Raw genomic sequence first — 26,996 nt, forward strand, 5'->3', positions numbered from 1 at the left:
ACTAACCTTAGCGGATGGCTCTCAATCTCCTAAAACTGTGCGTCGGCTGCGACAGCGTCGAGGATCTCGAGGAATGGATCGAGTTCCGTCTCGACGAACGGCGCCGGGCCGGTGATCCGGTCGAACACTGGCACACGACCCGCATGGTGCCGACGCGTGGGCAAGAGGTCACCAATGGCGGGTCGCTCTACTGGGTGATCAAGGGCAATGTGCAATGCCGCCAGCTGATCACGGAAATCCGGCCGTTCACAGATGACGAAGGTATCGGCCGCTGCCATTTGATGCTCGATCCGCGGGTCATTCGCACCGACTGGCAGCCGCGCCGGGCGTTTCAGGGCTGGCGCTATCTGAAGCCGTCGGATGCGCCGGCTGATCTCGGCAAAGGCAAGGCCGGGCTGGTGGAGATGCCGCCGAAGCTCAGGCGCGAGCTTGCCGATCTAGGTTTGCTCTAAAAGCGGGTCGCGCTGAAACGGATTCATGCGGCGCGCTCTGGGTCTGAGTTCATTTTTGAGCGGCATGCTCTAGCCGTCCGCTGGCCCTCCATCTTGCTCCGTGCTGGACTTGCAAGCGGCGAGACAACGCCACATCTTGAAATTCATGCGCGATGAAAAGCTGTCGAAGTCGACAAGGGCCGCGGCGTTGGCTGGGCCAACGCCCTCTTGCTATCGGAGGGAGGCCATGATTCCGGCGCAGAAAAAGTGTTGAAGGAAGTGACGCGGCTGTCCAGGCGGGCAGGGAATCCGCGGGGCGGTGGGAAATGTTAGGCGCAATTATCGTCCTGGTCGCATTGCTGCTGGTGCTGCTGATGGTAGCCACGGCGTTTCTTCGCGCCGATCCGGCCAGGCTCGCCAGCTCGACGAGAACATTGGGGCCGATCCTGCTGGCCTTGGTGGGCGGCGCCGTGCTGCTGGTCGGGCGCAGCGGGATCGGCGGCATCATCCTGTTCGCGGCGATCGGCTGGTATGGCGCCACGCGCGCAGGCCGGCCAAATGCCAAGCCGACGCCTGGAAAACGCTCGACAGTGCGGACAGCGGCGCTCGAGATGGAACTCGATCACAATTCGGGCGGTCTCGAAGGACTGGTCCTGGCCGGCCGCCATGACGGCAAGATGCTTGGCGCCATGGGTCTTTCGGAATTACAGCATCTCTACCGCGAACTCTCCGGCGATCCGGAGAGCAGGCAGTTGCTAGAGACGTATCTTGACGGCAGATTTCCCGTCTGGCGCAAAAACATTGAGACGAACGGTGGCGAAGGGCTGGGTGTTGCGCCAGGTCCTGGCGCCATGACTAAGGAGGAGGCCTACAAGGTCCTTGGTCTTGAAGCGGGGGCCGCCGCGGCGGATGTCCGCAAGGCGCACCGCCGCCTGATGCAGCGCCTGCACCCCGACATCGGCGGCACGTCTTTCCTGGCGGCGCGAATCAACGAAGCCAAGGACGTCTTGCTCTCCAATCACAACTAGTCTCCTTCGACGCAAAAATTTTCCGGGAGATTGTGTGCACGCCGTCCTATTGCTGGACGGCGTAGCACTCGATGCTCTTCTTCTTCAAAGCGGTGCAGGCCTTCCAGGCAGCGGTCTTCGAACCGAAGCCGCCGAAGCGTGCGCGATAATAGGTGACGCCATCCTTGTCGAAGGCGACGGTGAATCCGGCGGCATCGGCCAGCACCTTGGGCGCCTGCTTGCTGGTCTTGTCGAGGAAAGCCTGGGCTTCGGACTGCTTGGGCGAGGAAGCGACCTGGATGGCCCAGCCCGAGGGCACCGATGCGGTGTTGACTGGATCGACCGCGGGTGCAGGCGCGGGCGTCGGCTCGGCATAGGCGGCCACGACCTGTGCGGTGGCGACCTTGGGGGCGGAGACGATGACCGTCTTCACCTTCTTGGCCGCAACGACCAGCTTGGGTTCTTCGACCGTGGCGTCGTCCTCCGCGCTGCTGTCCTCGGCATTGCTGTCGCCCTGCGCGACGGTCGCGTCTTCGACGACGGCCGTATCGTCACTTGCAACAGCCACCGGCTTTTCGTCCGGCGTCGGCGCGTCGTGCTTGGGCAGCAGGACCTTGGCCAGCGCCCTGATCGGATTGCTATCAGCCTTGGCGACCAGATCGCCGCCGCCGCGGGTAGAAGCCCTCGGCAAATAGGTGTTGATCAGCGCCGCCATCTGGTTGTCGCGGCTGCCGCCAGATGTGCCGCCCATGACGACGGCAACGAGGCGGCGATTGCCGTCTGACACAGACGAGACGAGATTGAAGCCGGAGGCGCGTGTGTAACCGGTCTTGATGCCGTCGACGCCTTTGATGCGCCCGAGCAGGCGGTTGTGACCGTTGATGCGCTGGCGGCCATAGAGGAAGGACCGCTGCGAGAAATAGCCGTAATATTGGGGGAAATGCTCACGCAGTGCGATGCCGAGCGTCGCCATGTCGCGCGCGGTGGTGAACTGGCCGGGGTCGGGCAGACCGTTGGCATTGCGGAAGACGGTGCCGTTCATGCCGAGCTGGCGCGCCTTGGCCGTCATCATGCGGGCAAAATTGGTTTCGTTGCCGCCAATCATTTCGCCAAGCGCGGTTGCCGAGTCGTTGGCCGACTTGGTGACTATCGACAGAATGGCGGTGTCGACCGTGACCGAACCGCCCGGCTTCACGCCGAGTTTCGTCGGCGCCTCGGCGGATGCCTTGGCCGAAAACACGACAGGCGTGTTCCTGCTGATCTTGCCCTTCGCCAGAGCTTCGAAGGTCAGGTAAAGCGTCATCATCTTGGTCAGCGATGCCGGATAGCGCCTGCCGTTGGCATCGGCGGAGTACAGCACCTTGCCGGTCTTGGCGTCCACGACAATGGCCGCCTGCCGCGCCGCCAGCGACGAGGCAACGTCAGCGCAAACGAATGTAAGCGCCAAGGCGAAGACCATGATCGCTTTGAGGGGGGAGGTGGATCTGGAAACGATGCCCAACAACGCCTTACGCACTGATATTTACCTTGAATTCTTCGTTGCGCTGGAGGCGGCAAAGGGTCCTGCCGCACTTTCAGCCAAGCTAGCGGGGCAGCGTTACCAATCCGTTTATGGTAACCGTCGCGTTCACCATTTTCTTCGGGCTTGAAACTCACTTTATTTGATTTTTAGGCATTGCCTGCGCAGGCGGGCTCTGAACGCAGGCGAAATATTGACTTTTGTGCGGCGCACAATATATTCTAGTGCATTGCACAAGGGCGCCCCGAAGAAGGACGCCTCAACCGTCAAGGGAATCGCGAAATGACCCAGACCTATGAGGACTTCAGCAAATACGGCAAAGAGTTTGCCGACACCGGATTGAAGAGCTTCGCTTCGCTCTCCAAGGGCGCTCAGGCGATCGCCACCGAGGCCGGCGAATACACCAAGAAGAGTTTCGAAGCCGGCAGCGCCGCTGCCGAGAAGCTGCTCTCTGCCAAGTCGCTCGACAAGGCGATCGAGATCCACACAGACTATGCCAAGCAGTCCTACGAGGCGTTCGTCGCCGAGGCCACCAAGATCGGCGACCTCTATGCCGAACTCGCCAAGGAAGCCTACAAGCCGTTCGAATCGATCGTTGCCAAGGCGAAGTAATTTCGCCCGGGCGAAGCAATTCGCCTTACGACGACAGCGAGATCCGGCCCTTTGGGTCCGGCACAAGACCCGGTCGCGCGAGCGCGGCCGGGTTTTTTCATGTCGATTTGCTATCCAGCGCCTCGCGCCCCTTCACGATTGCGAAAATCCGCGAAGTTTGGTCACCTAGCCATATTGTCAGCTAACCAGAAGGGCTTAAAATCGTCCATCGAACACCTACATGTTGAGCTCGCATGAGGATTCGAAAGAGGCAGGATTACGTGACGATCGGTTTGACTGCCACGACACAGGTGGCGCGGATGCAAAACGGCGGCGGCGACGGCAATGAGGCCGGCCGCGGGACGGCCGTCATCACGCGCACAAAAACCAAGACCAAGAAGCCTAGCCTTTACCGGGTTCTCATTCTCAACGACGACTACACTCCGATGGAGTTCGTGGTTCACGTGCTGGAGCGTTTTTTCCAGAAGGACCGCGAAGCTGCCACACGCATCATGCTTCATGTTCACAATCATGGGGTGGGCGAGTGCGGGGTCTATACATTCGAGGTGGCCGAGACCAAAGTGTCCCAGGTCATGGATTTCGCCCGACAGAATCAGCATCCGCTGCAATGCGTGATGGAGAAGAAGTGAGGTAACATGCCGGCTTTCTCCCAAGGCCTGGAAAAGGCGCTTCACCAAGCGCTGACGCTCGCCAATGAGCGGCACCATGAATATGCAACCCTTGAACACCTGCTGCTCGCGCTGATCGACGACACCGAGGCGGCCGCCGTCATGCGCGCCTGCAACGTCGATCTCGACGAGCTCAAGCACACCGTTCTCACCTATATCGACACCGAGCTCGACAATCTGGTCACCGGTTACGACGAGGATTCCAAGCCGACCGCCGGTTTCCAGCGCGTCATCCAGCGCGCTGTGATCCACGTGCAGTCGTCGGGCCGCGAGGAAGTGTCGGGCGCCAACGTGCTCGTTGCCATCTTCGCCGAGCGCGAGAGCCATGCCGCTTATTTCCTGCAGGAACAGCAGATGACCCGCTACGACGCGGTCAACTACATCTCGCACGGCATCGCCAAGCGCCCGGGCGCTTCCGAGACGCGTTCGCCGCGCGGCGCCGATGACGAGCAGGGCGGCCAGAACGGCGCCGAGCCGCAAGAGGAAGGCGGCAAGAAGAAGCAGCAGCAGGACGCGCTGACCGCTTATTGCGTCAACCTCAACAACAAGGCCAAGGCCGGCAAGATCGATCCGCTGATCGGCCGCGAGTCGGAGATCAACCGCACCATCCAGGTGCTGTGCCGCCGCTCCAAGAACAATCCGCTCTATGTCGGCGACCCCGGCGTCGGCAAGACGGCGATCGCCGAAGGCTTGGCCAAGCGCATCGTCGAGGGCGATGTTCCCGAAGTGCTGCACAATGCCACCATTTTCGCGCTCGACATGGGCACGCTTCTGGCCGGCACGCGCTATCGCGGTGATTTCGAGGAACGGCTAAAGCAGGTCGTCAAGGAGCTTGAGGATTATCCGGGCGCCGTGCTGTTCATCGACGAGATCCACACCGTGATCGGTGCCGGCGCCACTTCGGGCGGCGCCATGGACGCGTCGAACCTGTTGAAGCCGGCGTTGTCGTCGGGTGCGATCCGTTGCATCGGCTCGACCACCTACAAGGAGTTCCGCCAGTTCTTCGAAAAGGATCGTGCCCTGGTGCGGCGCTTCCAGAAGATCGACGTCAACGAGCCGACCATCGAGGATGCCATCGAGATCATGAAGGGCTTGAAGCCCTATTTCGAGGAGTTCCACAAGGTCCGCTACACGAGCGAAGCCATCAAGGCCTCGGTCGAGCTGTCGGCGCGCTACATCAACGACCGCAAGCTGCCGGACAAGGCGATCGACGTGATCGACGAGACCGGCGCCTCGCAGATGCTGGTGCCGGAAGCCAAGCGTAAGAAGACGATCGGCATCAAGGAGATCGAGGCAACGATCGCCACCATGGCCCGCATCCCGCCGAAGACGGTTTCGGCCGATGACGAGAAGGTGCTGCAGGGCCTCGACATCGAGCTGAAGCGCGTCGTCTACGGCCAGGACACCGCGATCACCGCGCTGACCTCGGCGATCAAGCTGGCCCGTGCCGGCCTGCGCGAACCGGAAAAGCCGATCGGCTCCTATCTGTTCTCAGGCCCGACCGGCGTCGGCAAGACCGAAGTGGCCAAGCAATTGGCCGCCTCGCTCGGCGTCGAACTGATCCGCTTCGACATGTCGGAATATATGGAACGCCACACCGTCTCGCGGCTGATCGGCGCGCCTCCCGGCTATGTCGGCTTCGACCAGGGCGGTCTTTTGACCGACGGCGTCGACCAGCATCCGCACTGCGTGCTGCTGCTCGACGAGGTCGAGAAGGCGCATCCGGACCTGTTCAACATCCTGTTGCAGGTCATGGATCACGGCAAGCTGACCGACCATAACGGCAAGCAGATCGATTTCCGCAATGTCATCCTGATCATGACCACCAATGCGGGCGCCTCCGATGCGCAGCGCGCGGCGATCGGCTTCGGTTCGACCAAGCGTGAAGGCGACGATGTCGAGGCGATCAACCGGCTGTTCACGCCGGAGTTCCGCAACCGTCTCGATGCGATCATCCCGTTCGGCTCGCTGCCGGTGCCGGTCATCCATCAGGTGGTGCAGAAGTTCGTCATGCAGCTCGAGGCCCAGCTCTCAGAGCGTGGCGTTACCTTCGACCTGTCGTCGGATGCCATCGCATGGCTCGCCGACAAGGGCTATGACGAGCGCATGGGCGCACGGCCTCTCGGCCGTGTCATCCAGGAGCACATCAAGAAGCCGTTGGCCGACGAGGTGCTGTTCGGCAAGCTCAAGAAGGGCGGCACGGTGCGTGTCACCGTCGAGAAGAAGGAAACCGGCGAGACCGGCCTGAAACTCGAATCGCTGGCCGACGAGGCGCCGGTGAAGCCGAAGAAGGAAGAGCCGGAAGACGCGCCGAAGCCGCGCAAGGCCGTGGCCAAGAAGCCCGCCGCAAAGAAGGTGGTGGCGCAGAAGCCGGAGCCCAAGGGCAAGGATGGCGGCAAGCGCAGCCTGGTACCGCAACTGCCCCGCAAGGGCTGATCCTGATGAAAGTCGAAAAAAGCCCCGAAACGGGGCTTTTTTCATTGGCATCGTGAGGTGGCGGAGGTGGCATATGGCTGGCCAGATCATCATCCTCAACGGCGCGCCGCGATCGGGCAAGTCGAGCATCGCTCAGGCCATCCAGGAACGTTTTGAAGGTCCGTGGATGAACCTGGGCGTCGACAGCTATGCGCAGATCACGCCGCCGAGATATCGTCCGGGAATAGGCCTCCGACCCGGCGGCGAGCGGCCTGACCTCGAAGTTTTCGTGCCGCGATTTTATGCGGCCCTCTACGAATCGATCGCGGCCCATAGCCGGCTGGATCTGAACGTTGTGGCGGATGTCGGTCATCACGATGGCTATTCGAAACCGCTCGACATCCTGGCCGATTGCGCGCGCCGGCTCGCCGGCCTGCCGGTGCTGTTTGTCGGCGTTCGCTGTCCGATTGAGATCATTATGGAAAGGCGAGCCGCCAGCGAGACGGGCAGGGGCTATGTCACCGGCTCTTCAGACGATCCCGTGCCTTTGCCGGTGCGTCTGTGGCAGGAGGCGGTGCACCGGCCGGGTGTACGATCTGGAAGTCGACACCTCGCTTCTGAGCTCGGTGCAGTGCGCGGATGCAATTCGGCAGCATCTCAAGAGCGTCCAAGTGGCAAACTAGGCGTGCGCCCGGGACAATGCTCCACCCGTGATTTTCCAGATCGCGACGGCAATAAGCGCGCCCGCGTAGCCGTCGACGGCATAGTGCCAGCCAAGCACCACCGAACCGAGCATGATGATGGCTGCGAATATCCACATCACGATGCCGAGCCTGGTCGATAACCGCGTCAGGTAGAGAGCGAAGAGCACCGACGTCGCGACGTGAATCGAGGGGAATGCGGATATGCCCATGGTTCCCGAAGGCGAACCCGTATAGCCGCTCCACAACCTGTCCTGCGTGGACAATGCCCAGATCGGATACTGGCGGTTCGCCGACGCGAGCGCATCCATCAACGGCTGATACTGATCGCCAAGGTCGAGCCTTGCATAAAAGCACGGGCCCGCGGATGAGAATGCCATTGCGATGAAGAAGCCGCCAACCAGCCAGACCAGCATGAAGCTGAGCAGAAACTGATGGCGCAGCAGCGAGTCGCGGGCAGCGGCGACGCTTGAAAAAACCATTGCGACCAGCACGACGAACCAGAAATTGTAGCAGAAATTGAGAAGGTGAACGGCCAGCGGACTTTCGACGATCCACCAGAGCCATTGATAGGGAGTGCGGCCGAAATGCAGGTCGGCGCCGAAATGCGCGAGGGTCTGGTCCCAGGAGAAAGGCACCAGCACCGCGATCGCTCCTTTCAGCACCACAAAGCCCGACATAAAAACCAGCATCGCGGCAAGGCCGTTGATGCCGTTGGCAATGCGATTTCGATCGGTCAGCATCTGCTGGAGCGGGCGCAACAACATGCGGAGCGGCGACCTGGCACGATCGACAAACGCCAGCCAGAACAGCCGGAGGGTCGCGTATGCGCATCCGGCAATCCAGAAGTAAACTACCAGATAGAAAGCGTATTCGTAAAGTAATCCAAAATCCGGCAGGTTGCCAACTCTGCTGCCGACCACAAAACTCAATCCGAGCGTAAATAGTGCTACCGCATGAACAGTACGGTGCCGGAAAAATGCATCGACCAAAAGGTTTGAGAAGGCGTCATCGACCCCAGCATCAAACCGCCTGCCTATAGCTTCGGAAGTATCTTGCATCGAATGCCCCTCGCAAGACAAATGCCTCAAGAGGGTTTGAAAGACTATTAAAAAAGCAATCGCCGACGGTGGCGTGGGTGCCGAGATGATCGCTCGGTTTACAAAGACTTAAAATCGCGCACGCAGGACGGTTCGGATCATTTCGGCGTTCTGTGCCAGCACTTCGGGCTTCTCCATCCCACCCGTGTGGGGCTTCAGGGGGATGCCGTCGAAGCGCGGAATGACATGGACATGCAGATGGTAGACAGTCTGCCCTGAAGCGGGCTCGTTGAACTGCATGACGGTGACGCCGTCGGCGTCGAAGGCTTGTTTGACCGCCGCCGCCATTTTCTGGACGACCGTGAAAAGCGGACCGAAGGTCGAGGGGTCGGCGTCGAGCAGGTTGCGCGACGGCGCCTTCGGCACGACCAGCGTATGGCCGGGCCCCTGCGGCATCACGTCCATGAAGGCCACGACCGCTTCGTCTTCGTAGACGCGGTGCGAGGGAATTTCTCCGCGCAGAATCTTGGCGAAGATGTTTTCGGTGTCGTAGGCGGTTTCGGCCATGGTGAGCGCTCCGGATTGTGCCTCGCCATCTCGTGTAGCGAAGCTGCCCCGGAGCGGCAAGACGATGCGGCGCGGGATCAGGCGAGATCGACCATGCCAGCTTCGACGAGCGTGCGATGGAAGCGTCTTTTGCGCGGCGACGTGCTGTCGAAATAAGCTGTGCCGCAGTCGTCCAGCAAGGCGGCGCGCGTGGCGAACACCGGATCGAGCGGCAGCCCGGCAGCCAGCAAGGTCAGCGTCGACAGGAAGGCGCTATCCAGGACCGGAGGAGCCGCAAGGTCGTCCGGCAGCCTGCAATTCATGGCCTCGACAGCATAGAATGTCTGACGTAGGGCCGGGTCGGACGGCGGCAATCCGGTAAGCGTCGTGGTGAATGACGGCTGATGATCGCCGTAGCGGACGATGATGGCCGGTTGGCCATTCAACGTGACTTCGAGTTGGCTGCGAAAGGCGGCATAGGCTTTGATGCTCTCCGCCAGCCGCACGGCATATTCGCCATAGGATGCGACGCCGGTCGCGGCGACAGCGTCGCGGCGAAGTTCGCCATGACGGTCGAGCGGGAAGATGCGGCGGCGATGGTCGCCGTGGTTCATCAGCGTGGCAATCGAAAGGAAACTCGGCTTGCTGCCGGCAACGCGATCGGAAAGATGTTCGAGCGCGCGATCATAGAGCTGCTCGTCGTGATGTTCCCGCTTCCAGCGTTCGGCGTCGAACGGAGGCGGCAAGGTTTCGGCATAACTGACATCTGCAAACCCGATCGAGTTATAGAACCTGCCGCAACTGACGAAGGAGGGTCGGTCACAGCTGATATGCGACACGTCGTAGCCCAAGCCGGCCAGAACGGACGGAAGCGCATGCCGCACACGCCCGCTCAGAAGGTGAAAGACGAAGCGGCTGTCATTGCCGAATGAAAGCGAGGAGAGGCCCGTCAGCACGGAAAACTCGGTCTGCAACGTGCTGCCACCGAAGACGTCGACATGCAGTGTCCCCGAAAGGCTGCCCGTCGGGGCGAAGAACGGCGCGAATGCGGCGTCGATCGGGATGCCGAGCCGCCTCGGGTCGAATGTCGATTCGTGCAGGATCATGACGATGTGCGGCGGTCGTTCGTCAGCCGGTCGCCGTGCAGGCACCGGCGGCAGCAGCGGCTCAGGATCCGGATCGATGTCGACAAAGCCCGGCCGCCGCGACGGGCCGGCCCCGAACCAGGAAGCGACGAAGGCCGAAAGATGAACCCTGTCGTCGGTCAGATGGTGGAAGTGAAACCGCCTCGACCCGCCGCTCACCCACAGGACGCAGAGATAGACACCGGCCGCGGCACCGAACAATGCAAACCGTTGCGGCAACGGAATTGCCGGTTCGGCGAGCATCATCGCCAGAACCGCGATCAGCGCGACGATCGCGATCATGCCGGCCAGGGCAGGGACTGCCATGCGCGCATGGTCGGCGATCACGCCGCGAAAACTGCTTGCCGCGAGATGGTAGATATCGCCGGCCAGGAAATTGAAGCCGAGATGATGATATTTCAGCTTGGAGACGATGCCGATCACGGTGGTCAGCATCAGCGCGGCCCAAAGGGCGACGATGTTGCCGGCGAACAGAAGATGCGCGAGGCCAAAGAGAAGGAAGAAAGTGGCAAAGCCGAGAGGCCAGGCCGAGCGCTTGCCCTCGAGCCAGGCGACCAACAACGAGGTGGCCACAAGGCCCGCCGCACCGAGCCAATGCCCGACACCCAGAGATGCCCAACCCTGCATACTTCCCCCAGGGCGCTTGCGCGCCCATGTCCCCGGGGCATGGTCTAGCGGATTCCGGCCGGACGGTAAACAGCGGCAACTTGCACGCCTAAAGGCATGCTATTCCTCGAGATCCTTGCGGAAAGGCGTGTGGTCTTCCAGATATTCGCCCATCCGCTCGACTTCGCGACGCTCGCGCCGGAGATAATCGGCCACCGCATTGCGCAGGCCGGGATGAGAAATGTAGTGCGCGGAATGCATGGTCACCGGCCGGTAGCCGCGTGCCAGCTTGTGCTCTCCCTGCGCTCCTGCCTCGACCACCTTGAGCTTGCGTTCGATGGCGAAGTCGATCGCCTGGTGGTAGCAGACCTCGAAATGCAGGAAGGGATGATCCTCGATGCAGCCCCAGTTGCGGCCATAGAGCGCGTCGGAGCCGATGAAGTTGATGGCGCCGGCAATGTAGCGGCCGTTGCGCTTTGCCATCACCAGCAGGATGTCGTCCGCCATGCGTTCGCCGATCAGCGAGAAGAAGTGGCGGTTCAGATAGGGACGGCCCCATTTGCGGCTGCCAGTGTCCATGTAGAAGGCGAAAAAGTCGTCCCAGGCCTTTTCCGTCAGGTCCTTGCCGGTCAGCCAGTCGATCGAGATGCCATCGGCAAGCGCCTCGCGCCTTTCCTTCTTCATTGCCTTGCGCTTGCGCGAGGCAAGCGTGGCCAGGAAGTCGTCATAGGAGGAAAAGCCTTCGTTGAAGAAGTGGAATTGCTGATCGGTGCGATGCAGGAAGCCTGCCGCCTCCAGCGTCGCGACATCGCTCTCCTGCGCGAAGGTGACATGCGCGGAGGACACGCCGAGCTTGTCGGTCACCATTTTGAGGCCGGCGGCCAACCCGGCCTTCACCGCATCCTGGTCCTCGCCTTTGCCGACCAGCAGGCGAGGGCCGGTGACCGGCGTGAACGGCACAGCACTTTGCAGTTTTGGATAATAGCGGCCGCCGGCGCGCTCGAAGGCATCGGACCAACCGTGATCGAACACATATTCGCCCTGGCTGTGCGACTTGAGATAGCAGGGGACGGCACCGAGCAGCCTGCCTTGCGCTGTCTCCAGCCGCAGGTGATGTCCTTGCCAGCCGGTGCGCCGCACGGCGCAGCCGGAATCCTCCAGCGCACTTAAAAAAGCGTATGAAACCAGCGGGTTGTAGTCGTTTTCCGCGTTACGCGTGGTGCCGGCAAATCCGTTCCATTCATCGCAGGTGAAGGCTCCGATGCCAGCGGCGATGCGGATCGAATAGTCCGCATTTGCCGTTTGCCTGTCGCCATCGTCGCCCTGATCCATGAGGCTTATTTAAGCTCCATCCGGGCTGCTACAAGTCACGTTTCAGACACTCCGCTCAGGCGACTTCGACGAGGTCGGGTTCGAACCCTTCGAAGGTCATCTGGTCGGCATATCTGAAGGTCAGGTCGACCGCGGGCTGATCATGCACCGTCCAGGTGATGACGGGCATTTTGAGCTTTTCACGCACAAAGCTGACAAACGGATTCGGCAGGTCGCCGGCGGCGTAGGAGGTAAAGGAAAGCTCGTGCGCCAGCATGGCGAAATGCGCCTCGATCAGTTTGAGGTCCTTGCCGTAGGCGGTCAGTCCACCCGGAATGCCCTGCGCGTGTTTGGCGAAATCGCGGATCAGCCAATGATCGAACGACATGATCGCCGCCTTGCCCTTGTAGCGCTTGAGCATCTTGCCGACGCGCGCCACCAGCCCTTCGTCGCGGCCGGGAGTCCCTTTCAGCTCGACGACCATGGGTACGCGGCCATCGACGAGGTCGAGCGCTTCCTGCAGCGTCGGCACGTGATCCGGTGTCCCGCCAACCTTGAGCGTCGCAAGTTCAGCCGCGGTGCGCTGCCAGACGAAACCGTCCTGCCCGGTCAGCCTTTTCAGGTCGCCATCGTGGATGATGACGGGAACACCATCCGACGACAGATGCACGTCGCATTCGATGGCGTAGCCACGTTCGGCCGCGGCAGTGAAGGCGGAAAGCGTGTTTTCCCAGCGCGTCTTGTTCATGTCGTGAAAGCCGCGATGGGCAACAGGCCGGGCAATCAGCCAGGAAAGGTCGGTCATGTCAGGCCTTCGCTCATTCGACTTCGAAGATCGCTTCGATTTCCACTGCGGCATTAAGCGGCAGGGAGGCGGTGCCGACGGCGGAGCGGGCATGCTTGCCGCGCTCGCCAAGAGCGGCGACCAGGAAATCGGAGGCGCCATTGGCAACCAGGTGCTGCTCGACGAAGTCGGCGGCGGAGGCGACGAAGACGGTGATCTTCACCAGGCGGCGGATTTTCTCGAGATCGCCCAGCGCTGCCTTGGCCTGTGCCAGAATGTTGATGGCGCAGTATTTCGCAGCGTCCTTGCCGCTTGCCGTGTCGACATCGCGGCCGAGCAGGCCGACGGCCTGCAGCTTGCCGTCCTTGAGCGGCAATTGCCCGGCGGTGAACAGCAGGTTGCCGGTCCTGCAGTAAGGCACGTAGTTGGCGGCAGGCGCGGCAGCGACAGGAAGCGTCACGCCCAGATCGCTTAGCCGCTTTTCGATTGTTTCACTCATTGCTTTTCCCTATTGCTGGAAGGCGCCGCGCTGGCCGGGCCGAAATTGCTATTTTTGCCTCGCTTCCGCCATGACTTTTTTTAAGCTGGACCATCTTTCCCTGCGGCCCTGCCATCAGCCGCGACGATCGGAGCACCACATGCGCGCAACGCGCCTCGCATTCCATGCCGTCCTGTTGTCTGCGGTCTTCTCGATAGGGCCCGCTTTCGCTGTGCCGGCGCTGCAGGCGCATCGCGCCGTGTACGACCTCACCCTCAACAAGGCGTCCGACCGCTCCGGCATAACCGGCATATCGGGCCGTATGGTCTACGAGTTCAACGGCTCCGCCTGCGAGGGCTATACCGTGAAGTTCCGTTTCGTCACCCAGATCGTCACCAATGACAATACAAGAGTCACCGACCAGCAGACGACCACGTTCGAGGATGCCGAAGGCAAGACGTTTTCGTTCGTGACCAAATCCTTCGTCGACCAGAACCTCGACAAGGAGGTCAAGGGCATTGCCACGAAAGACGCGAAGGGGCTCAAGGTCGATATCGACAAGCCCGAGAAGAACAGCCTCGAACTCGCCGCCACCCAGTTCCCGACCCAACATCTGGTCGAACTGATCGGCAAGGCCGAGAAGGGCGAGAACTTCTACCAGACAAACCTGTTCGACGGTTCCGAAGACGCCAACAAGGTGATGGCGACCACCGTCGTCGTCGGCAAGAAGACCGATGGGGAGAAGGCCGACCCGGAAGCGCCGGCGCTGGCGAAGCTTGCCACCGACAAATACTGGCCGGTCGACATCGCCTATTTCGACGACAGCGCCCAGAACGGCGAAGAAGTGCCGGAATATCGGATCAGCTTCAAGCTGCATGAGAACGGCATCACCCGCGATCTCACCATGGACTATGGCGACTTCTCGATGACCGGCAAGCTGGTCAATCTTTCGCTGTTCGACCAGACAAAGCCTTGCCCGGTATCGAAATAATTGGCCCAGGATCGAAATAACTGGCGCGGTATCGAAATAGCTGGCGCGGTATCGAAATAGCGGGAATGTGCAATTGAGCGGGCCACGGCGGGCTTGATGGCGGTCTACGTCGACGCGGCGATCTGGAAGTGGGCGGGCCATCTCTGGTGCCATCTCCTGGCCGACGATACCGACGAGTTGCATCGCTTTGCCGCCGAACTCGGCGTCAAGCGCTCGTCCTACCAGGGACCGCCCAAGACATCGGCGCCGCATTATGACATAACCGGCTTCGAGCGCGACCGCGCGGTGCGGCTTGGCGCCATCGAATGCAGCCGCGAGCAGATCGTCGCCATCTTCCGGCGCGTGCGGGTGCCCAACGGAAAGGCCAGGCGATGACACCAACGGCTTTTTTCGCGTACTGCGCCGCCGTCACCCTTGCCGCCGCAACACCCGGACCAGCGATGTTCGCGGTCATCACCAATGGCGTCTCGCGTGGGTTTCTTCGCGCCTTCATAGCTGGCGTCGGAGTCGCGGCCGGTGATGCCGTGCTGGTCACTCTGGCGCTGCTCGGGCTGGTGGCGCTCGCCCAGACCTTCGAATGGATCTTTCTCCTGCTGAAATATGCAGGCGCCGCCTATCTGATCTTTCTCGGCGTAAGGATGTGGCGGGCCTCGGCGACGCAATCAAACAAGGCGCAGATGGCCGAGGCGAGATTGTCCCGGTCCTTCCTCCTTGGCGCGTCCATAGCGCTGGGGAATCCGAAGGCTATCCTGTTCCATGCCTCGATCATGCCGCTGATCCTCAATCTCGACACCATGACCTTCACCGATGGCTTGCTGGTGGTTGCGGTCGTGATCAGCGTGAACGTCCTGACCATGGGGCTCTATGCCGCGCTGGCGGGCAGGGCCTCAGGCTGGTTCAGGACGCCGAAGCGCATGCGGCTAATGAACAGGTTTGCCGGCAGCGCCATGATCGGCACCGGAGCGCTGATTGCCGCACGCTGAGCGGTGAAGCGCCTCATCGCTTGCGTTTGTCGCGCATCCCCTCTATATGCGCGCTCATTCCACACACGGACTTTGGTGTCTGCCCGGGAGAAATCCGGCTGAAACCTCCGGTGGCGTTCGAGGACTTCGTCCAAAAATGCCTGTGTCCGTGGAGGCTAACCGGAAAGGAAATGAGAATGGCACTGCCTGATTTCAGCATGCGCCAGCTTTTGGAAGCTGGCATTCACTTCGGCCACCAGACCCACCGCTGGAACCCGAAGATGGCGCCCTACATCTATGGCGCCCGCAACAACATCCACATCATCGACCTCTCGCAGACGGTGCCTTTGCTGCACCAGGCTCTGAAGCAGGTTTCCGACACTGTCGCCAAGGGCGGCCGCGTGCTGTTCGTCGGCACCAAGCGCCAGGCGTCGGACATCGTCGCCGACGCGGCACAGCGTTCGGCCCAGTATTACGTCAACTCGCGTTGGCTCGGCGGCATGCTGACCAACTGGAAGACGATCTCGAACTCGATCCAGCGCCTGCGCAAGCTCGACGAGATGCTGGCCGGCGAGGCTCAGGGCCTCACCAAGAAGGAGCGCCTCAACCTCGACCGTGAGCGCGAAAAGCTCGACAAGGCACTCGGCGGCATCAAGGACATGGGCTCGACGCCCGACCTGATGTTCGTGATCGACACCAACAAGGAAGCGATCGCCATTCTCGAGGCCAAGCGTCTCGGCATCCCGGTCGTCGCCATCATCGATTCGAACTGCGATCCGGACAAGATCGACTTCCCGATCCCCGGCAATGACGACGCGGCCCGCGCCATCCAGCTCTATTGCGACCTGATCGCCAAGGCTGCGATCGACGGCATCGCCCGTCAGCAGGGCGCGCTCGGTGTCGACCTCGGCGCTTCGGTCGAAGCTCCCGTCGAGCCGGCACTCGACCCGGCTCCGGCATCGGAAACCCCCGAGGCTTGATAATCGAAGGCCGGCAACGGCCTTCATCTTTCTCATATTTTGGCACGCTAAACAGACGCACCATCGACTATCGATGGTGCGTCGGTGCATTCTAGACAAAGAGGCGACAATGAGCATTTCGGCTGCACAGGTCAAAGAACTCCGCGACTTGACCGGCGCGGGCATGATGGACTGCAAGGCGGCGTTGACCGAGACCAACGGCAACATGGAAGAGGCCGTAGACTGGCTGCGCAAGAAGGGCATCTCGAAGGCCGACAAGAAGGCTGGCCGTACCGCGGCCGAAGGCCTGATCGGCGTTGACAGCGGCGTACGCGAGGCTGCCATTGTCGAGGTCAACTCCGAGACCGACTTCGTCGCCCGCAACGCCGCGTTCCAGGAAATCGTCGCCAATGTCGCCAAGGTCGCGCTCGCCTACGGCATGACGGAAGCCGTGGCTGCCGCGAAGTATCCGGGCTCGGACAAGTCGGTCACCGACACCATCAAGGACGCTGTCGGCACCATTGGCGAGAATTTGGGCTTCCGCCGCTCGGCCAAGCTCACCGTTCCGCATGGCGCGGTTGCGACCTACGTCCACAACGCCGTCGCCGACGGCCTGGGCAAGCTCGGCGTGTTGGTCGCGATCGAGACCACGGGCAACGAGCATGCCGCCAACGCCTTTGGCCGCCAGGTCGCCATGCATGTCGCCGCCACCAACCCGATGGCGCTGACAGCGGAGCAGATCGATCCGGCAGCGGTCGAGCGCGAGAAGGCGATCTTCTCCGACCAGGCACGCCAGTCCGGCAAGCCGGAAGCGATCATCGAGAAGATGGTCGAGGGCCGGATGCGCAAGTTCTATGAGGAAGTCGTGCTCCTGAAGCAGGCCTTCGTGCTCAATCCCGACATCACCGTCGAGAAGGCGCTCAAGGATGCCGAGAAGGACATCGGCGCACCGGCCAAGATCACGGCCTATCTGCGCTTCGCGCTCGGCGAAGGCATCGAGAGGGAAGAGTCCGATTTCGCGGCGGAAGTCGCGGCGGCGGTCAAGAAATAAGCCCTTCCAGGGCTAACTCTTTATTTTAACGCAATTCCCAAGGGAAAGCGCTACGCGCTTTTCCCGGAAAACCGCTTCACACTTTTCCTGGAATTGCTCCAACGAACTCAGGCAACTCGGCCGGGTGTCCGCAAGGGCGCCCGGCCGATTTCGTTTGCGGTATCGATGAAGGCCCTCAGCTTCGGCGCCATCGCGGCCCGGCGTGGGAAGTAGAGAAAAAGCCCAGGCTCCTCGATCGCCGATTGCGGCAGCACCTGGACGAGGCGGCCGGCGGCAAGATCGGCGCGCGCCAGTGGCTCGAACATATAGGCGAGCCCGACGCCTGCAAGCGCAAGATCGATTGCCGCAAGCGAATCCGTCACGACAACGCTGCCCCGCGTCTCCATGGCGATGTCCTTGCCGTCCTCGACCAGATCCCAGCGATAGAGTGCCCCGGAGCGGACGAGCCGGTAGCCAATGCAATTGTGATTAGCCAGATCGGCAACGCTGCCGGGACGGCCGTGCCGCCCGATATAGGCGGGCGAGGCGACGATGACGACGGAGAATGGCGGCGTCAGCCGGACCGCCACCATGTCCTGCGCGATCATCTCGCCAAGCCGGATGCCGGCATCGAAGCCTTCGCCGACGATATCCACCAGACCCTGGTCGGCGAAAATCTCGACCGTAACCTCCGGATAGCGCTCGGCCATCGCTGCGACGACTGGCGTCACCGCCAATGGGATCGCGATGTTGGAGGCGTTGATCCTGAGCAGGCCGGACGGCCTGCCTTTGACGCTGCGGATACGGTCCATCCGCTCGGCGATGTCCTGCAGGGCAGGGGCCGCCGTTTCCACCAGCGCCTTGCCGGCCTCGGTGAGCGAAACGCTGCGCGTCGTGCGTGCGAACAGGGGCTGGCCAATCCGCTCTTCGACGAGGCGCACGGCATGGCTGACCGCCGAGGGGCTCATGCCGAGTTCGGCAGCGGCAAGCGCGAATCCGCCGCGCCGGGCAACGGCGACGATCACAGGCAGGTGGGTGAGCAGGTCCCGATCCATTAATGCATGATATCGCATAGTCTATGCGAACAATGCAATCTTATCGATGTCAGCATGCCGGTCCACATTGTCGCCAACACGTCGGCGATGGGCTGATGGCATCGAGGAGAAGAGACATGAATGCGTTGAAGCATGTGACGTTCGCTGCAGGCTTGGCTTTGGCGCCGGTCGATGCCGGCGGGGCGGAACCATCCGACTGGCGGGCGTTCGCTGACGAGCGCGCGGTGATCCGCATCGCCGATGCCATCGACCGCGCCGTCGACGCCCAGGACTGGAAGCTTGCACGCAGCTATTTCGCGGATCGGGTCACTGCCGATTTCAGCAGCCTTTCCGGGCAGCCGGCGGCCAACATCGCTTCCGACGACCTGATCGGCGCCTGGGCCGGCAACCTCAAGGGCAGCAAGACAAGCCTGCATTTGCGCACCAACCACCAGGTCGTCCTCGATGCCGATGCGGCGACCGTTCGTTCCAACGGCTATGCCTGGAACCGGATGGAGGGCAATGGCGACCCGCTTTGGGAAGTCTGGGGTACCTATGAGCACCACCTGACGCGCTCCGCCGCCGGCTGGAAGGTCGACGGCTTCACGTTCCGCATGACGCATGAGCGCGGCAATCCCTGGGTCAAGACGACGCCGGGACAGTGAACTGCGGGCCAGTGACGCAGCAGCTACCAAGCATTGGAGAACGATCATGAGCATGACCTATTACACGCTCGGCAACAGCGGCCTCAGGGTCAGCCGGCTGGCGCTGGGCACGATGACCTTCGGCACGGAATGGGGTTGGGGAGCCGACAGGGACACCGCGCGGGCGATGTTCGACGCCTATGTCGAGGCGGGCGGCAATTTCTTCGACACCGCGGACCTCTACACCGGCGGCACCGCCGAAGCCTGGCTTGGCGAATTCATCGCCGAGCGCGGCTTGCGCGACATGGCGGTGATCGCCAGCAAGTTCACCATGAATATGCAGCCTGGCAATCCGAATGGCGGCGGCAATGGCCGCAAGAACATCATGCGGGCCGTCGATGCTTCGCTGAAGCGGTTGGGCACCGACTATATCGATCTCTATCTCATGCATGTCTGGGATAGGCTGACGCCGGCCGAAGAGGTCATGCGCACGCTCGACGATCTCGTGCGCGCGGGCAAAATTCGCCATGTCGGCCTGTCCGATGTGCCGGCCTGGTACGCGGGCCGGGCCCAGGCGATCGCCGAACTGCGCGGATATGAGCCGGTCTCGGCGCTACAGCTGGAATATTCCCTGGCCGAACGAGCGATCGAGAACGAATTCGTGCCGTTCGGCATGCGCCATGGCGCCGGCATCATGGTCTGGAGCCCGCTGGCGAGCGGACTGCTGAGCGGCAAGTATCGGCCGGCTCAGGCCGGAAACGCCGGTCGGCTCGACGGATTCCGTAACTCGACGCATCCGGGTTTTCAGAAGTTCACCGAGCGCAACTGGGCCATTGTCGCCGAACTCGAGAAGGTCGCATCCGAGCTTGGCCGATCCATGTCCCAGGTCGCGCTCAACTGGGCGGCGACGCAGCCGGGGATTGCCGCGGTCATCCTCGGCGCGACGAAGCTTGCCCAGATGCAGGACAATCTTGGCGCGCTGGATTTCGAGATTCCCGCAAGGCTTCGCGACCGGCTGGACGAGGTCAGCAGGACTCCGGCGCCGTTTCCCTATTCTTTTTTCGGTCCGCAAATACAGGCGCGTGTTACCGGCGGTGCCGCGACCGGCGACAAGCCTTCCGGATACGCGTCGCCGGTGCTCGTCGAGGGTCTGCCGACCAGCGTCTCCACCAGTTGATCGATCGGGCAGGGTGGCCATGAAATTGCCGTTTGGGCGCCGCGTGACATCGCGCCCCCCTTCGTGTATCGGAACTCGGCATCGTGCCAATGTTCGGGCGCCTGCGCGAGGGTGGCCAGCCCAGGCGCGCCACATGCAAATGACGAGGACCATATGACGGTGAAGCCCCTCTACCGACGTGTTTTGTTGAAAGCGTCGGGCGAAGCGTTGATGGGCGAACAGCATTTCGGCATCGATGTCTCGGTCGTGGACCGCATTGCCGCCGACATCGCCGAAGCCCGCGCGCTGGGCATCGAGGTTGGCGTCGTCATCGGCGGCGGCAACATCTTTCGCGGCGTGGCCGTCGCCTCCAAGGGCGGAGACCGCGTCACCGGCGACCACATGGGCATGCTGGCCACGGTCATCAACTCGCTGGCGCTGCGCACATCGCTGAACAAGATCGGCGTCGACGCCGTCGTGCTGTCCGCTATTGCCATGCCCGAGCTCTGCGAAAGCTTTTCGCAACGCCAGGCGACCGCCTACATGAACCAGGGCAAGGTGGTGATCTTTGCCGGCGGCACCGGCAATCCGTTCTTCACGACCGATTCGGCCGCCGCACTTCGCGCGGCTGAAATCGGCGCCGACGCGCTGTTCAAGGGCACGCAGGTCGACGGCGTCTACTCGGCTGATCCGAAAAAGGATCCGGATGCGACGCGTTTCGAGCGCATCAGCCATGGTGAAGTCATAAAACGCGGCCTTTCCATCATGGATACGGCTGCGATTGCACTTGCGCGTGAAAACAACATTCCGATAATCGTTTATTCGATCCACGAAAAAGGTGGTTTCGGCGATATTCTGAGGGGCGGCGGCCGCTGCACGGTCGTCGCGGACGATTGATCCGGGGCCTGATCCCGAAGAGGGAAGCCGGTTTCGACAATCGGGCCCGAACGCCCCCGAAGCAGTGAACCCGCGGCAGACGGGTCGAGGAGACTAAGATGAGTGGTGAGTACGACGATCTCAAGCGGCGCATGGATGGGGCAATCGCTGCGTTCAAGCATGACCTGGCTTCGCTGCGGACCGGTCGCGCTTCCAGCAATCTGCTCGATGCGATCCAGGTTCAGGCCTATGGCACCACCATGCCGATCAACCAGGTCGCCAACGTCACGGTGCCGGAGCCGCGCATGATCTCGGTGTCGGTCTGGGACAAGTCGATGGTCAGCGCCGTCGACCGCGCGATCCGCGAATCCAATCTGGGCTTCAATCCGATCGTCGACGGCACCAATCTAAGGATTCCGCTGCCAGAGCTCAACGAGCAGCGCCGCAAGGAACTGGTCAAGATCTCGCATGGCTACGCCGAGAACGCCCGCGTCGCCGCGCGCCACGTGCGCCGCGACGGCATGGACTTCCTGAAGAAGGCGGAGAAGGACGGCGATATCAGCGAGGACGATCATCGCAAGCGTTCGGACCAGGTGCAGAAGCTCACCGACGAAACGATCAGCACCATCGATCATCTGCTTTCCGACAAGGAAGCTGAAATCATGCAGGTTTAGGTTGGCCTTGGGCTGATCCGAAAGCGAGATCATGACAACGCCCGCGCACGTCGCGATCATCATGGATGGAAATGGACGCTGGGCCAAGGCGCGTGGCATGCCGAGGCTTGCGGGTCATCGCGCCGGGGTGGAGGCGCTGCGCAAGACGGTGCGGGCGGCTCCCGATCTCGGCATCTCCTTCCTGACCGTCTATGCCTTCTCGTCGGAGAACTGGTCGCGGCCGAAGTCCGAGGTCAGCGACCTGATGGGACTGTTGAAGCTGTTCATCCGCCGTGACCTTGCCGATCTGCACCAGAGCGGCGTGCGGGTCAGGATCATCGGCGACAGGACAGGGCTGCAGGCCGACATCAGGGGGCTGCTCGACGAAGCTGAATCGCTTACCGCCAACAACGAGGCGCTGACGCTGGTCATCGCCTTCAACTATGGCGGGCGCGACGAGATCGTCCGCACGGCGCGCAAGCTTGCCTCGGCCGTGGCGCGCGGCGAGATCGACAGCGAGGCAATCACCGCCGAAAGCTTTGCCGGCTTGCTCGACACGCAAGGCATCCCCGACCCGGAACTGGTCATACGCACCAGCGGCGAGCTCCGCCTGTCCAACTTCCTCTTGTGGCAGGCCGCCTACAGCGAACTCGTCTTCCTGCCGTGCTATTGGCCGGACTTCAACCGCGAGCACCTCGCCGAGGCCTTGCGCGAATTCGCCGGCCGCGAGCGCCGTTTCGGCGGCCTGGGCCCGCCAGACGTCGCTTCGCGACCGGCCGCGGGATGAGCAACCTTCAGCTCCGCGTCATTTCGGCGGTCGTGCTGGCCATTGTCGCCCTTGGCCTGACCTGGCTTGGCGGCCTGCCTTTCCGGCTGCTGTGCGCGGCGATGTCGGCGATGATCTTTTACGAGTGGACACGCATGTCGCGGCCTGTGCCGGCCAGCGGGCTCGGCTTCCTGCCCGAAGCGCTGGCCACCGTTTTCATCGTCGCCCTGATTGCCGGCCTTCCCGCATTCTGGCTGCTGCCGCTCGTCGTGGCGCTGGTTGCCGTGGCGGCGATTGCCGCCCGGGTCAGCAAGAGTGGGCAGTGGGACGCGAGCGGTCTTGCCTATGCCTGCGTGTCTGGCTTGTCGCTTGCCCTGCTGCGTGATGGCGACCATTCGGGGCTCGTCGCCATCCTGTTTCTGTTCGCGGTGGTCTGGGCGACCGACATTTTTGCCTATTTCGTCGGACGCGCGGTCGGCGGCCCCAAACTGGCGCCGTCGATTTCGCCCGGCAAGACCCGCAGCGGCGCGCTCGGCGGCGCGGTTGGCGGCGTTGTCGCCGGTCTCATTCTGGCCGCCATCGCCGGCGCCGGCGACCTGGCGTTGCTCGGTCTCGTGGCGCTCGCGCTTTCGATTGTCGCCCAGGCTGGCGACCTTTTCGAATCATGGGTCAAGCGGCGGCATGACTGCAAGGATTCGGGTGTGCTCATTCCGGGCCATGGCGGCGTCATGGATCGTGTCGACGGGCTTGTCGCGGCGGCTCTCGCCCTGTACGTCATCGGCTGGATTTCGGCGGGGGCCGATCATCCGGCACGGGGGCTGTTTCCCATTTGAATGGTGTCGTTCCGCGATCCGATGCGGGCATGCCTTGGATTTGCCTGGATTGATGTCACAGTCACGGCGCAACCGCGGAAGAATTGAGGGCCTGAGTTGAACGAGATTCTTCACGCGATTTTCAGCACGGACGGCCTCTTTCTCGGCACGCTGGTGCCGTTTCTCTTCGTGCTCACCGTGGTGGTGTTCGTCCACGAAATGGGCCACTACCTCGTCGGCCGCTGGTGCGGCATCGGGGTCAGGGCGTTCTCGATCGGCTTCGGGCCGGAACTTATCGGCTTCAACGACAGGCATGGCACGCGCTGGAAGCTCTGCGCCATACCGCTGGGCGGCTATGTCAAATTTGTCGGCGACATGAGCGCCACCTCCAGCAAACCTACGGCTGGAGAGCTCGAAACGCTGACCGACGAGGAACGCAAGATTGCCTTCCACACCCAGGCGATCTGGAAGCGCGCGGCGACGGTGGCGGCCGGGCCGCTGTTCAATTTCCTGCTGACGATCGTCGTCTTCTCCGTGCTGTTCACCACCTATGGGCGTTATGTCGCCGAGCCCATGGTGGCGCAGGTTACCACCGACAGTCCGGCAGCCAGGGCCGGCATCCTGCCCGGAGACCGATTCGTCAGTGTCGACGGCAGCAAGGTCGAGACCTTCGGTGACGTGCAGCGCCTGGTTTCGGGCCGTGCCGGTGACACCATCACCTTCGTCATGCTGCGCGGTGGCAAGGAAGTCACCGTGACGGCGACACCGCAATTAATGGAGCAGCAGGACGCACTCGGCAACAAGGTCAGGGTCGCGGTGATCGGCGTCGTCAACAACAAGGAGCTCGGCCAGCCCCGTCTCGTCACCTACACCCCGGTCGGGGCCGTTGCCGCGGCGGTCGAGGAAACCGGCCATGTCATCGAGCGCACCGGCCAGTTCATGCAGCGCTTCGCCGTCGGGCGCGAGGACAAGTGCCAGCTGGGGGGCCCCGTCAAAATCGCCGACATGGCCGGCAAGGCAGCCAAACTGGGTTTCGAGTGGCTGGTTCAGCTCGTTGCATTGCTGTCCGTCGGGATAGGCATTCTAAACCTTTTGCCGATTCCCCCCCTCGACGGGGGCCATCTCTTGTTCTACGGGGTGGAGGCCGTCATCCGCCGTCCGGTGTCGGAATGGATGATGGAAATGGCCTATCGGGCCGGTCTGCTCCTGGTGCTGTGCTTCATGGGCTTCGTTTTCTGGAACGATCTGTTTGGATGCTGAAATCATGAAGGAATTTGGCCTGGGCATGGTCGATGTTGAGACGTCGTTTACCATGCACGGGGATATGAGTGACGCGAAAGCCACGCAACTCGGTTAAGTAAATACAAATTAACCAGAAGCCTTGCGTGTAGGGAAAATCCGGTTAATACGGTAGGGGAAATTACCGCACGTCCGGTTTTCTCGCCGTGGGGACTACGAGAAAAGGTTATTAAGCCCGATGAAGGCAGCATCCAAGTTTCTGAACGCCGCGTCCGCGGCGGCACTGTCCGCCGCTCTGGTCGTACCAGGTGCGCTCGCAGTGCAATTCGTTGCCACATCGGCGGCTGAAGCCGCTGTCGTCAGCCGGGTGGAAGTGAGCGGCAACCAGCGTGTCGACGCCGAAACCATCCGCAACTACATCACCATCAAGCCGGGCAAGGCCTTCTCCAGTTCGGACATCGACAGCGCGGTCAAGGCGCTGTTCGGCACCGGCCTGTTCTCGGATGTCCAGATCAACCAGGTCGGCTCGACCCTGGTGGTCAAGGTTTCCGAATACAAGGTCGTCAACCAGGTGCTGTTCCAGGGCAACAAGAAGCTCAAGGACAACGCGCTTCAGGCCGCGGTTCAGCTGAAGCCGCGCAGCACGTTCTCGCAAGCCACGCTCGATTCGGACGTCGAGGCGGTCAAGGCCGCGTACCGCCGTATCGGCCGTGACGACGCCGGCGTGACCACCCAGATCATGGATCTCGGTGACAACCGCGTGAACGTGGTCTTCAAGATCACTGAAGGCGACCGCACGCAGATCGCCGCGATCAATTTTGTCGGCAACAGCGCCTATTCCAGCCGCCGCCTGTCGGACGTGATCAACACCAAGCGCTCGTCCTGGGTTTCGTTCATCCTGCGCGATGACGTCTATGACGAAGACAAGCTGCGCGCCGACCAGGAGCTGCTGCGCCGCTTCTATTACAATCACGGCTACGCCGATTTCCAAGTCGTGTCGGCTGTCGGCGAACTCGACAATGCGACGAACAAATATACCGTCACCATCACCGTCCAGGAAGGCGAGCGGTACAATTTCGGCGATATCAGCGTCGAAAGCACGATCCCGGAAGTCGACGCCAAGTCGCTGCAATCGGTGGTCGAGACCCAAAAGGGCGACGTCTACAACGCAAAGAACGTCGAGGATTCGATCATTGCCCTGACCGAGAAGGTGGCCGGTTCCGGCTACGCCTTCGCGCAGGTGACGCCACGTGGCGACCGCAATTTCGAGAACCATACGATCTCGGTGGTCTATACCATCGATCAGGGCACCAAGGCCTATATCGAGCGCATCGAGATCCGTGGCAACGATCGCACACGCGACTACGTCATTCGCCGCGAATTCGACGTCAGCGAAGGCGACGCGTTCAACCAGGTGCTTGTCCAGCGCGCGAAGAAGCGGCTGGAAGACCTGAATTATTTTGACAAAGTCGATATCTCGACGGTGCCCGGCTCGCAGCCCGACCAGGTCGTCCTGGTGGTCGACGTGGTCGAGAAGTCGACGGGTGAATTCTCGGTCGGCGCCGGCTATTCGACCGGTGGCGACACGGCGGGTCCGTCGGTCGAAGGATCGATCACCGAGCGTAACTTCCTCGGCCGCGGCCAGTTCATCAAGGTGTCGGCGGGCGGCGGCAAGAATTCGCGCGACTACAGCCTGTCCTTCACCGAGCCGTATTTCCTCGGCCGTCGCATCGCCGCCGGCTTCGACATCTACAAGTCGACGCGGGAATACAACAACAATTACGACAGCGACACGACGGGCGCGACGATCCGCTTCGGACTGCCGATCACCAACAGCATCACGACCCAGCTGGCCTACAACATCTCGCAAGAGAAATATAAAGTCGACGACAGTTGCGGTCCTACCAGTCCTGGTGATCCGGACGGCACTTGTAACATTTCACCGGCGATCCTGGATGGCATCGCTCAGAGTCCTTGGATCAAGTCGTCGGTCAGCTTGGGGCTGGTCTACAACACCATCGACGACATGAAGAACCCGCATGAGGGTATCTACGCCAACACGACGGTCGAAGTGGCCGGTCTCGGTGGCGATGCCAAGTTCGTGAAGGTCACTGGACGCGGCAGCGTCTACCAGACTCTCTCCGAGCAGCTTGACCTGGTCGGATTGATTTCAGGCGGTGCGGGTCACGTGGAGGCTTATGGCGGCGATGGATCTCTGCGGATATTCGATCAATTCCAGAGCACTGACCGCATGATCCGTGGCTTTGCCTATGGCGGTATCGGCCCGGTCGATCCGACCACGGGTGACCATCTCGGTGGTGTGACCTATTTCAACGCCTCGGCCGAAGCGCAGTTCCCGTTGCCTGTTGTTCCGGAGAGCTTCGGTCTGCGCGGCGCTGTATTTGCGGATGCTGCAACGTTGTACGGTAGCAAGATCGATACTAGCGTGAACCAGAGTTCGCTTGACATGAAATTGCGTGCTTCGGTCGGTATCGGCCTGATGTGGGCCTCGCCCTTCGGTCCGATCCGTATCGACTATGCGATCCCGGTCAGGAAGGAAGCGACCGACGACGTGCAGGAATTCAACTTCGGCATATCGACCCGCTTCTGA

Annotated in this window: 27 protein-coding genes and 1 pseudogene; 20 read left to right on the plus strand and 8 right to left on the minus strand. The window is 61.9% G+C overall.

All coding sequences use genetic code 11. The annotated features are described in order from the left end of the window. Positions 1-14: 14 nt before the first annotated feature. Both LB568_RS08450 and LB568_RS08455 read left to right on the plus strand, forming a co-directional pair. Positions 15-452: a DUF1489 family protein gene (locus LB568_RS08450; protein WP_224729844.1), complete on the plus strand. Its 438-nt coding sequence runs from the start codon at positions 15-17 to the stop codon at positions 450-452. 305 nt (positions 453-757) lie between these two features. Next, entirely contained in the window at positions 758-1,459 is a 702-nt protein-coding gene (locus LB568_RS08455; protein ID WP_224729845.1) for a DnaJ domain-containing protein, read from the plus strand. Between the two features lie 46 nt (positions 1,460-1,505). Here LB568_RS08455 and LB568_RS08460 read toward each other — a convergent pair whose 3' ends face one another. Then, positions 1,506-2,897 (minus strand): D-alanyl-D-alanine carboxypeptidase family protein, encoded by a 1,392-nt coding sequence (locus LB568_RS08460; protein ID WP_224729846.1) that lies wholly within the window; start codon positions 2,895-2,897, stop codon positions 1,506-1,508. On the opposite strand from LB568_RS08460, the gene LB568_RS08465 reads away from it, so the two are divergent. From LB568_RS08465 to LB568_RS08485, 5 genes and pseudogenes are all read left to right on the plus strand, one after another. Further along, complete coding sequence (locus LB568_RS08465; protein WP_224729937.1) at positions 2,824-3,087, plus strand: hypothetical protein; 264 nt, start codon at positions 2,824-2,826, stop codon at positions 3,085-3,087. The genes LB568_RS08460 and LB568_RS08465 overlap by 74 nt on opposite strands. A 152-nt stretch (positions 3,088-3,239) precedes the next feature. Beyond that, positions 3,240-3,569 carry a phasin family protein gene (locus tag LB568_RS08470; protein WP_013895348.1) on the plus strand — a complete coding sequence of 110 codons (330 nt, stop codon included), beginning with the start codon at positions 3,240-3,242 and terminating at the stop codon, positions 3,567-3,569. 299 nt (positions 3,570-3,868) lie between these two features. Next, positions 3,869-4,198 (plus strand): ATP-dependent Clp protease adapter ClpS, encoded by a 330-nt coding sequence (clpS, locus tag LB568_RS08475; protein WP_010909565.1) that lies wholly within the window; start codon positions 3,869-3,871, stop codon positions 4,196-4,198. A 6-nt stretch (positions 4,199-4,204) separates the two neighbouring features. Beyond that, positions 4,205-6,673 (plus strand): ATP-dependent Clp protease ATP-binding subunit ClpA, encoded by a 2,469-nt coding sequence (gene clpA / locus LB568_RS08480; RefSeq protein WP_013895350.1) that lies wholly within the window; start codon positions 4,205-4,207, stop codon positions 6,671-6,673. A gap of 73 nt (positions 6,674-6,746) precedes the next feature. Beyond that, positions 6,747-7,335 (plus strand): annotated as a pseudogene (locus tag LB568_RS08485) (chloramphenicol phosphotransferase CPT family protein). Here the strand turns inward: LB568_RS08485 and LB568_RS08490 are convergent. From LB568_RS08490 to LB568_RS08515, 6 genes are all read right to left on the minus strand, one after another. Next, positions 7,332-8,414: a phosphatase PAP2 family protein gene (locus LB568_RS08490; RefSeq protein ID WP_013895352.1), complete on the minus strand. Its 1,083-nt coding sequence runs from the start codon at positions 8,412-8,414 to the stop codon at positions 7,332-7,334. The pseudogene LB568_RS08485 and the gene LB568_RS08490 overlap by 4 nt on opposite strands. 108 nt (positions 8,415-8,522) lie before the next feature. Further along, entirely contained in the window at positions 8,523-8,960 is a 438-nt protein-coding gene (locus LB568_RS08495; protein WP_013895353.1) for an HIT family protein, read from the minus strand. A 77-nt stretch (positions 8,961-9,037) separates the two neighbouring features. Further along, a complete protein-coding gene (locus LB568_RS33655; RefSeq protein ID WP_224729847.1) occupies positions 9,038-10,657 on the minus strand; it encodes a sulfatase-like hydrolase/transferase in 1,620 nt (539 codons plus the stop codon). Between the two features lie 153 nt (positions 10,658-10,810). Continuing rightward, entirely contained in the window at positions 10,811-12,022 is a 1,212-nt protein-coding gene (locus tag LB568_RS08505; RefSeq protein ID WP_224729848.1) for a GNAT family N-acetyltransferase, read from the minus strand. A gap of 55 nt (positions 12,023-12,077) precedes the next feature. After that, a complete protein-coding gene (locus LB568_RS08510) occupies positions 12,078-12,806 on the minus strand; it encodes a glycerophosphodiester phosphodiesterase (RefSeq protein ID WP_023777444.1) in 729 nt (242 codons plus the stop codon). Between the two features lie 13 nt (positions 12,807-12,819). Beyond that, the gene (locus LB568_RS08515; protein ID WP_224729849.1) at positions 12,820-13,284 is read right to left on the minus strand and encodes a RidA family protein; all 465 of its coding nucleotides are present in this window, start codon (positions 13,282-13,284) and stop codon (positions 12,820-12,822) included. Between the two features lie 139 nt (positions 13,285-13,423). Between LB568_RS08515 and LB568_RS08520 the strand changes: the two genes are divergently transcribed. The 5 genes from LB568_RS08520 (at position 13,424) to tsf (ending at position 17,226) form a co-directional block, all read left to right on the plus strand. Further along, positions 13,424-14,254: a cell envelope integrity EipB family protein gene (locus LB568_RS08520; RefSeq protein ID WP_013895357.1), complete on the plus strand. Its 831-nt coding sequence runs from the start codon at positions 13,424-13,426 to the stop codon at positions 14,252-14,254. Positions 14,255-14,350: 96 nt separating this feature from the next. Further along, on the plus strand, positions 14,351-14,629 hold the full coding sequence (locus LB568_RS08525; protein WP_013895358.1) for a DUF4031 domain-containing protein: 279 nt from the start codon (positions 14,351-14,353) through the stop codon (positions 14,627-14,629). Then, a complete protein-coding gene (locus LB568_RS08530; RefSeq protein WP_013895359.1) occupies positions 14,626-15,237 on the plus strand; it encodes a LysE family translocator in 612 nt (203 codons plus the stop codon). Before LB568_RS08525 ends, LB568_RS08530 begins: the two co-directional genes overlap by 4 nt. 176 nt (positions 15,238-15,413) lie before the next feature. Beyond that, positions 15,414-16,196 carry a 30S ribosomal protein S2 gene (gene rpsB, locus LB568_RS08535; protein ID WP_224729850.1) on the plus strand — a complete coding sequence of 261 codons (783 nt, stop codon included), beginning with the start codon at positions 15,414-15,416 and terminating at the stop codon, positions 16,194-16,196. 109 nt (positions 16,197-16,305) lie between these two features. After that, positions 16,306-17,226, plus strand: coding sequence for a translation elongation factor Ts (gene tsf, locus LB568_RS08540; RefSeq protein ID WP_013895361.1), 921 nt, complete (start codon positions 16,306-16,308; stop codon positions 17,224-17,226). 107 nt (positions 17,227-17,333) lie between these two features. Here tsf and LB568_RS08545 read toward each other — a convergent pair whose 3' ends face one another. Beyond that, entirely contained in the window at positions 17,334-18,260 is a 927-nt protein-coding gene (locus tag LB568_RS08545) for a LysR family transcriptional regulator (RefSeq protein ID WP_013895362.1), read from the minus strand. Positions 18,261-18,376: 116 nt separating this feature from the next. On the opposite strand from LB568_RS08545, the gene LB568_RS08550 reads away from it, so the two are divergent. From LB568_RS08550 to bamA, 8 genes are all read left to right on the plus strand, one after another. Beyond that, entirely contained in the window at positions 18,377-18,904 is a 528-nt protein-coding gene (locus LB568_RS08550; RefSeq protein WP_140569486.1) for a nuclear transport factor 2 family protein, read from the plus strand. A gap of 46 nt (positions 18,905-18,950) precedes the next feature. Beyond that, complete coding sequence (locus LB568_RS08555; protein ID WP_224729851.1) at positions 18,951-20,060, plus strand: aldo/keto reductase; 1,110 nt, start codon at positions 18,951-18,953, stop codon at positions 20,058-20,060. 153 nt (positions 20,061-20,213) lie between these two features. Beyond that, positions 20,214-20,936 (plus strand): UMP kinase, encoded by a 723-nt coding sequence (gene pyrH, locus LB568_RS08560; protein ID WP_013895365.1) that lies wholly within the window; start codon positions 20,214-20,216, stop codon positions 20,934-20,936. A 98-nt stretch (positions 20,937-21,034) separates the two neighbouring features. Then, on the plus strand, positions 21,035-21,589 hold the full coding sequence (frr, locus tag LB568_RS08565) for a ribosome recycling factor (RefSeq protein WP_013895366.1): 555 nt from the start codon (positions 21,035-21,037) through the stop codon (positions 21,587-21,589). 31 nt (positions 21,590-21,620) lie between these two features. Next, complete coding sequence (locus tag LB568_RS08570) at positions 21,621-22,355, plus strand: isoprenyl transferase (protein WP_023764919.1); 735 nt, start codon at positions 21,621-21,623, stop codon at positions 22,353-22,355. Continuing rightward, a complete protein-coding gene (locus tag LB568_RS08575; RefSeq protein ID WP_224729852.1) occupies positions 22,352-23,167 on the plus strand; it encodes a phosphatidate cytidylyltransferase in 816 nt (271 codons plus the stop codon). The genes LB568_RS08570 and LB568_RS08575 overlap by 4 nt, the downstream gene beginning before the upstream one ends. A 96-nt stretch (positions 23,168-23,263) precedes the next feature. Further along, the gene (gene rseP, locus LB568_RS08580) at positions 23,264-24,406 is read left to right on the plus strand and encodes an RIP metalloprotease RseP (protein WP_224729853.1); all 1,143 of its coding nucleotides are present in this window, start codon (positions 23,264-23,266) and stop codon (positions 24,404-24,406) included. Between the two features lie 217 nt (positions 24,407-24,623). Then, positions 24,624-26,996, plus strand: coding sequence for an outer membrane protein assembly factor BamA (bamA, locus tag LB568_RS08585; RefSeq protein ID WP_224729854.1), 2,373 nt, complete (start codon positions 24,624-24,626; stop codon positions 26,994-26,996).

Source organism: Mesorhizobium sp. B263B2A (assembly GCF_020165775.1).
Classification (GTDB): Bacteria; Pseudomonadota; Alphaproteobacteria; order Rhizobiales; family Rhizobiaceae; genus Mesorhizobium; species Mesorhizobium opportunistum.

Coding starts and splice junctions, on each gene's coding strand:
- LB568_RS08450 (WP_224729844.1), top strand. CDS start 15: ATGGCTCTCAATCTCCTAAAACTGTGCGTCGGCTGCGACAGCGTCGAG.
- LB568_RS08525 (WP_013895358.1), top strand. CDS start 14,351: ATGGCGGTCTACGTCGACGCGGCGATCTGGAAGTGGGCGGGCCATCTC.
- LB568_RS08495 (WP_013895353.1), bottom strand. CDS start 8,960: ATGGCCGAAACCGCCTACGACACCGAAAACATCTTCGCCAAGATTCTG.
- LB568_RS08465 (WP_224729937.1), top strand. CDS start 2,824: ATGGCCGCCTGCCGCGCCGCCAGCGACGAGGCAACGTCAGCGCAAACG.
- bamA (WP_224729854.1), top strand. CDS start 24,624: ATGAAGGCAGCATCCAAGTTTCTGAACGCCGCGTCCGCGGCGGCACTG.
- LB568_RS08575 (WP_224729852.1), top strand. CDS start 22,352: ATGAGCAACCTTCAGCTCCGCGTCATTTCGGCGGTCGTGCTGGCCATT.
- LB568_RS08555 (WP_224729851.1), top strand. CDS start 18,951: ATGAGCATGACCTATTACACGCTCGGCAACAGCGGCCTCAGGGTCAGC.
- rpsB (WP_224729850.1), top strand. CDS start 15,414: ATGGCACTGCCTGATTTCAGCATGCGCCAGCTTTTGGAAGCTGGCATT.
- LB568_RS08520 (WP_013895357.1), top strand. CDS start 13,424: ATGCGCGCAACGCGCCTCGCATTCCATGCCGTCCTGTTGTCTGCGGTC.
- LB568_RS08530 (WP_013895359.1), top strand. CDS start 14,626: ATGACACCAACGGCTTTTTTCGCGTACTGCGCCGCCGTCACCCTTGCC.
- tsf (WP_013895361.1), top strand. CDS start 16,306: ATGAGCATTTCGGCTGCACAGGTCAAAGAACTCCGCGACTTGACCGGC.
- LB568_RS08455 (WP_224729845.1), top strand. CDS start 758: ATGTTAGGCGCAATTATCGTCCTGGTCGCATTGCTGCTGGTGCTGCTG.
- LB568_RS08515 (WP_224729849.1), bottom strand. CDS start 13,284: ATGAGTGAAACAATCGAAAAGCGGCTAAGCGATCTGGGCGTGACGCTT.
- LB568_RS08505 (WP_224729848.1), bottom strand. CDS start 12,022: ATGGATCAGGGCGACGATGGCGACAGGCAAACGGCAAATGCGGACTAT.
- frr (WP_013895366.1), top strand. CDS start 21,035: ATGAGTGGTGAGTACGACGATCTCAAGCGGCGCATGGATGGGGCAATC.
- clpS (WP_010909565.1), top strand. CDS start 3,869: ATGCAAAACGGCGGCGGCGACGGCAATGAGGCCGGCCGCGGGACGGCC.
- LB568_RS08550 (WP_140569486.1), top strand. CDS start 18,377: ATGAATGCGTTGAAGCATGTGACGTTCGCTGCAGGCTTGGCTTTGGCG.
- LB568_RS08570 (WP_023764919.1), top strand. CDS start 21,621: ATGACAACGCCCGCGCACGTCGCGATCATCATGGATGGAAATGGACGC.
- LB568_RS08545 (WP_013895362.1), bottom strand. CDS start 18,260: ATGGATCGGGACCTGCTCACCCACCTGCCTGTGATCGTCGCCGTTGCC.
- LB568_RS08510 (WP_023777444.1), bottom strand. CDS start 12,806: ATGACCGACCTTTCCTGGCTGATTGCCCGGCCTGTTGCCCATCGCGGC.
- LB568_RS08490 (WP_013895352.1), bottom strand. CDS start 8,414: ATGCAAGATACTTCCGAAGCTATAGGCAGGCGGTTTGATGCTGGGGTC.
- pyrH (WP_013895365.1), top strand. CDS start 20,214: ATGACGGTGAAGCCCCTCTACCGACGTGTTTTGTTGAAAGCGTCGGGC.
- LB568_RS08470 (WP_013895348.1), top strand. CDS start 3,240: ATGACCCAGACCTATGAGGACTTCAGCAAATACGGCAAAGAGTTTGCC.
- clpA (WP_013895350.1), top strand. CDS start 4,205: ATGCCGGCTTTCTCCCAAGGCCTGGAAAAGGCGCTTCACCAAGCGCTG.
- LB568_RS08460 (WP_224729846.1), bottom strand. CDS start 2,897: ATGGTCTTCGCCTTGGCGCTTACATTCGTTTGCGCTGACGTTGCCTCG.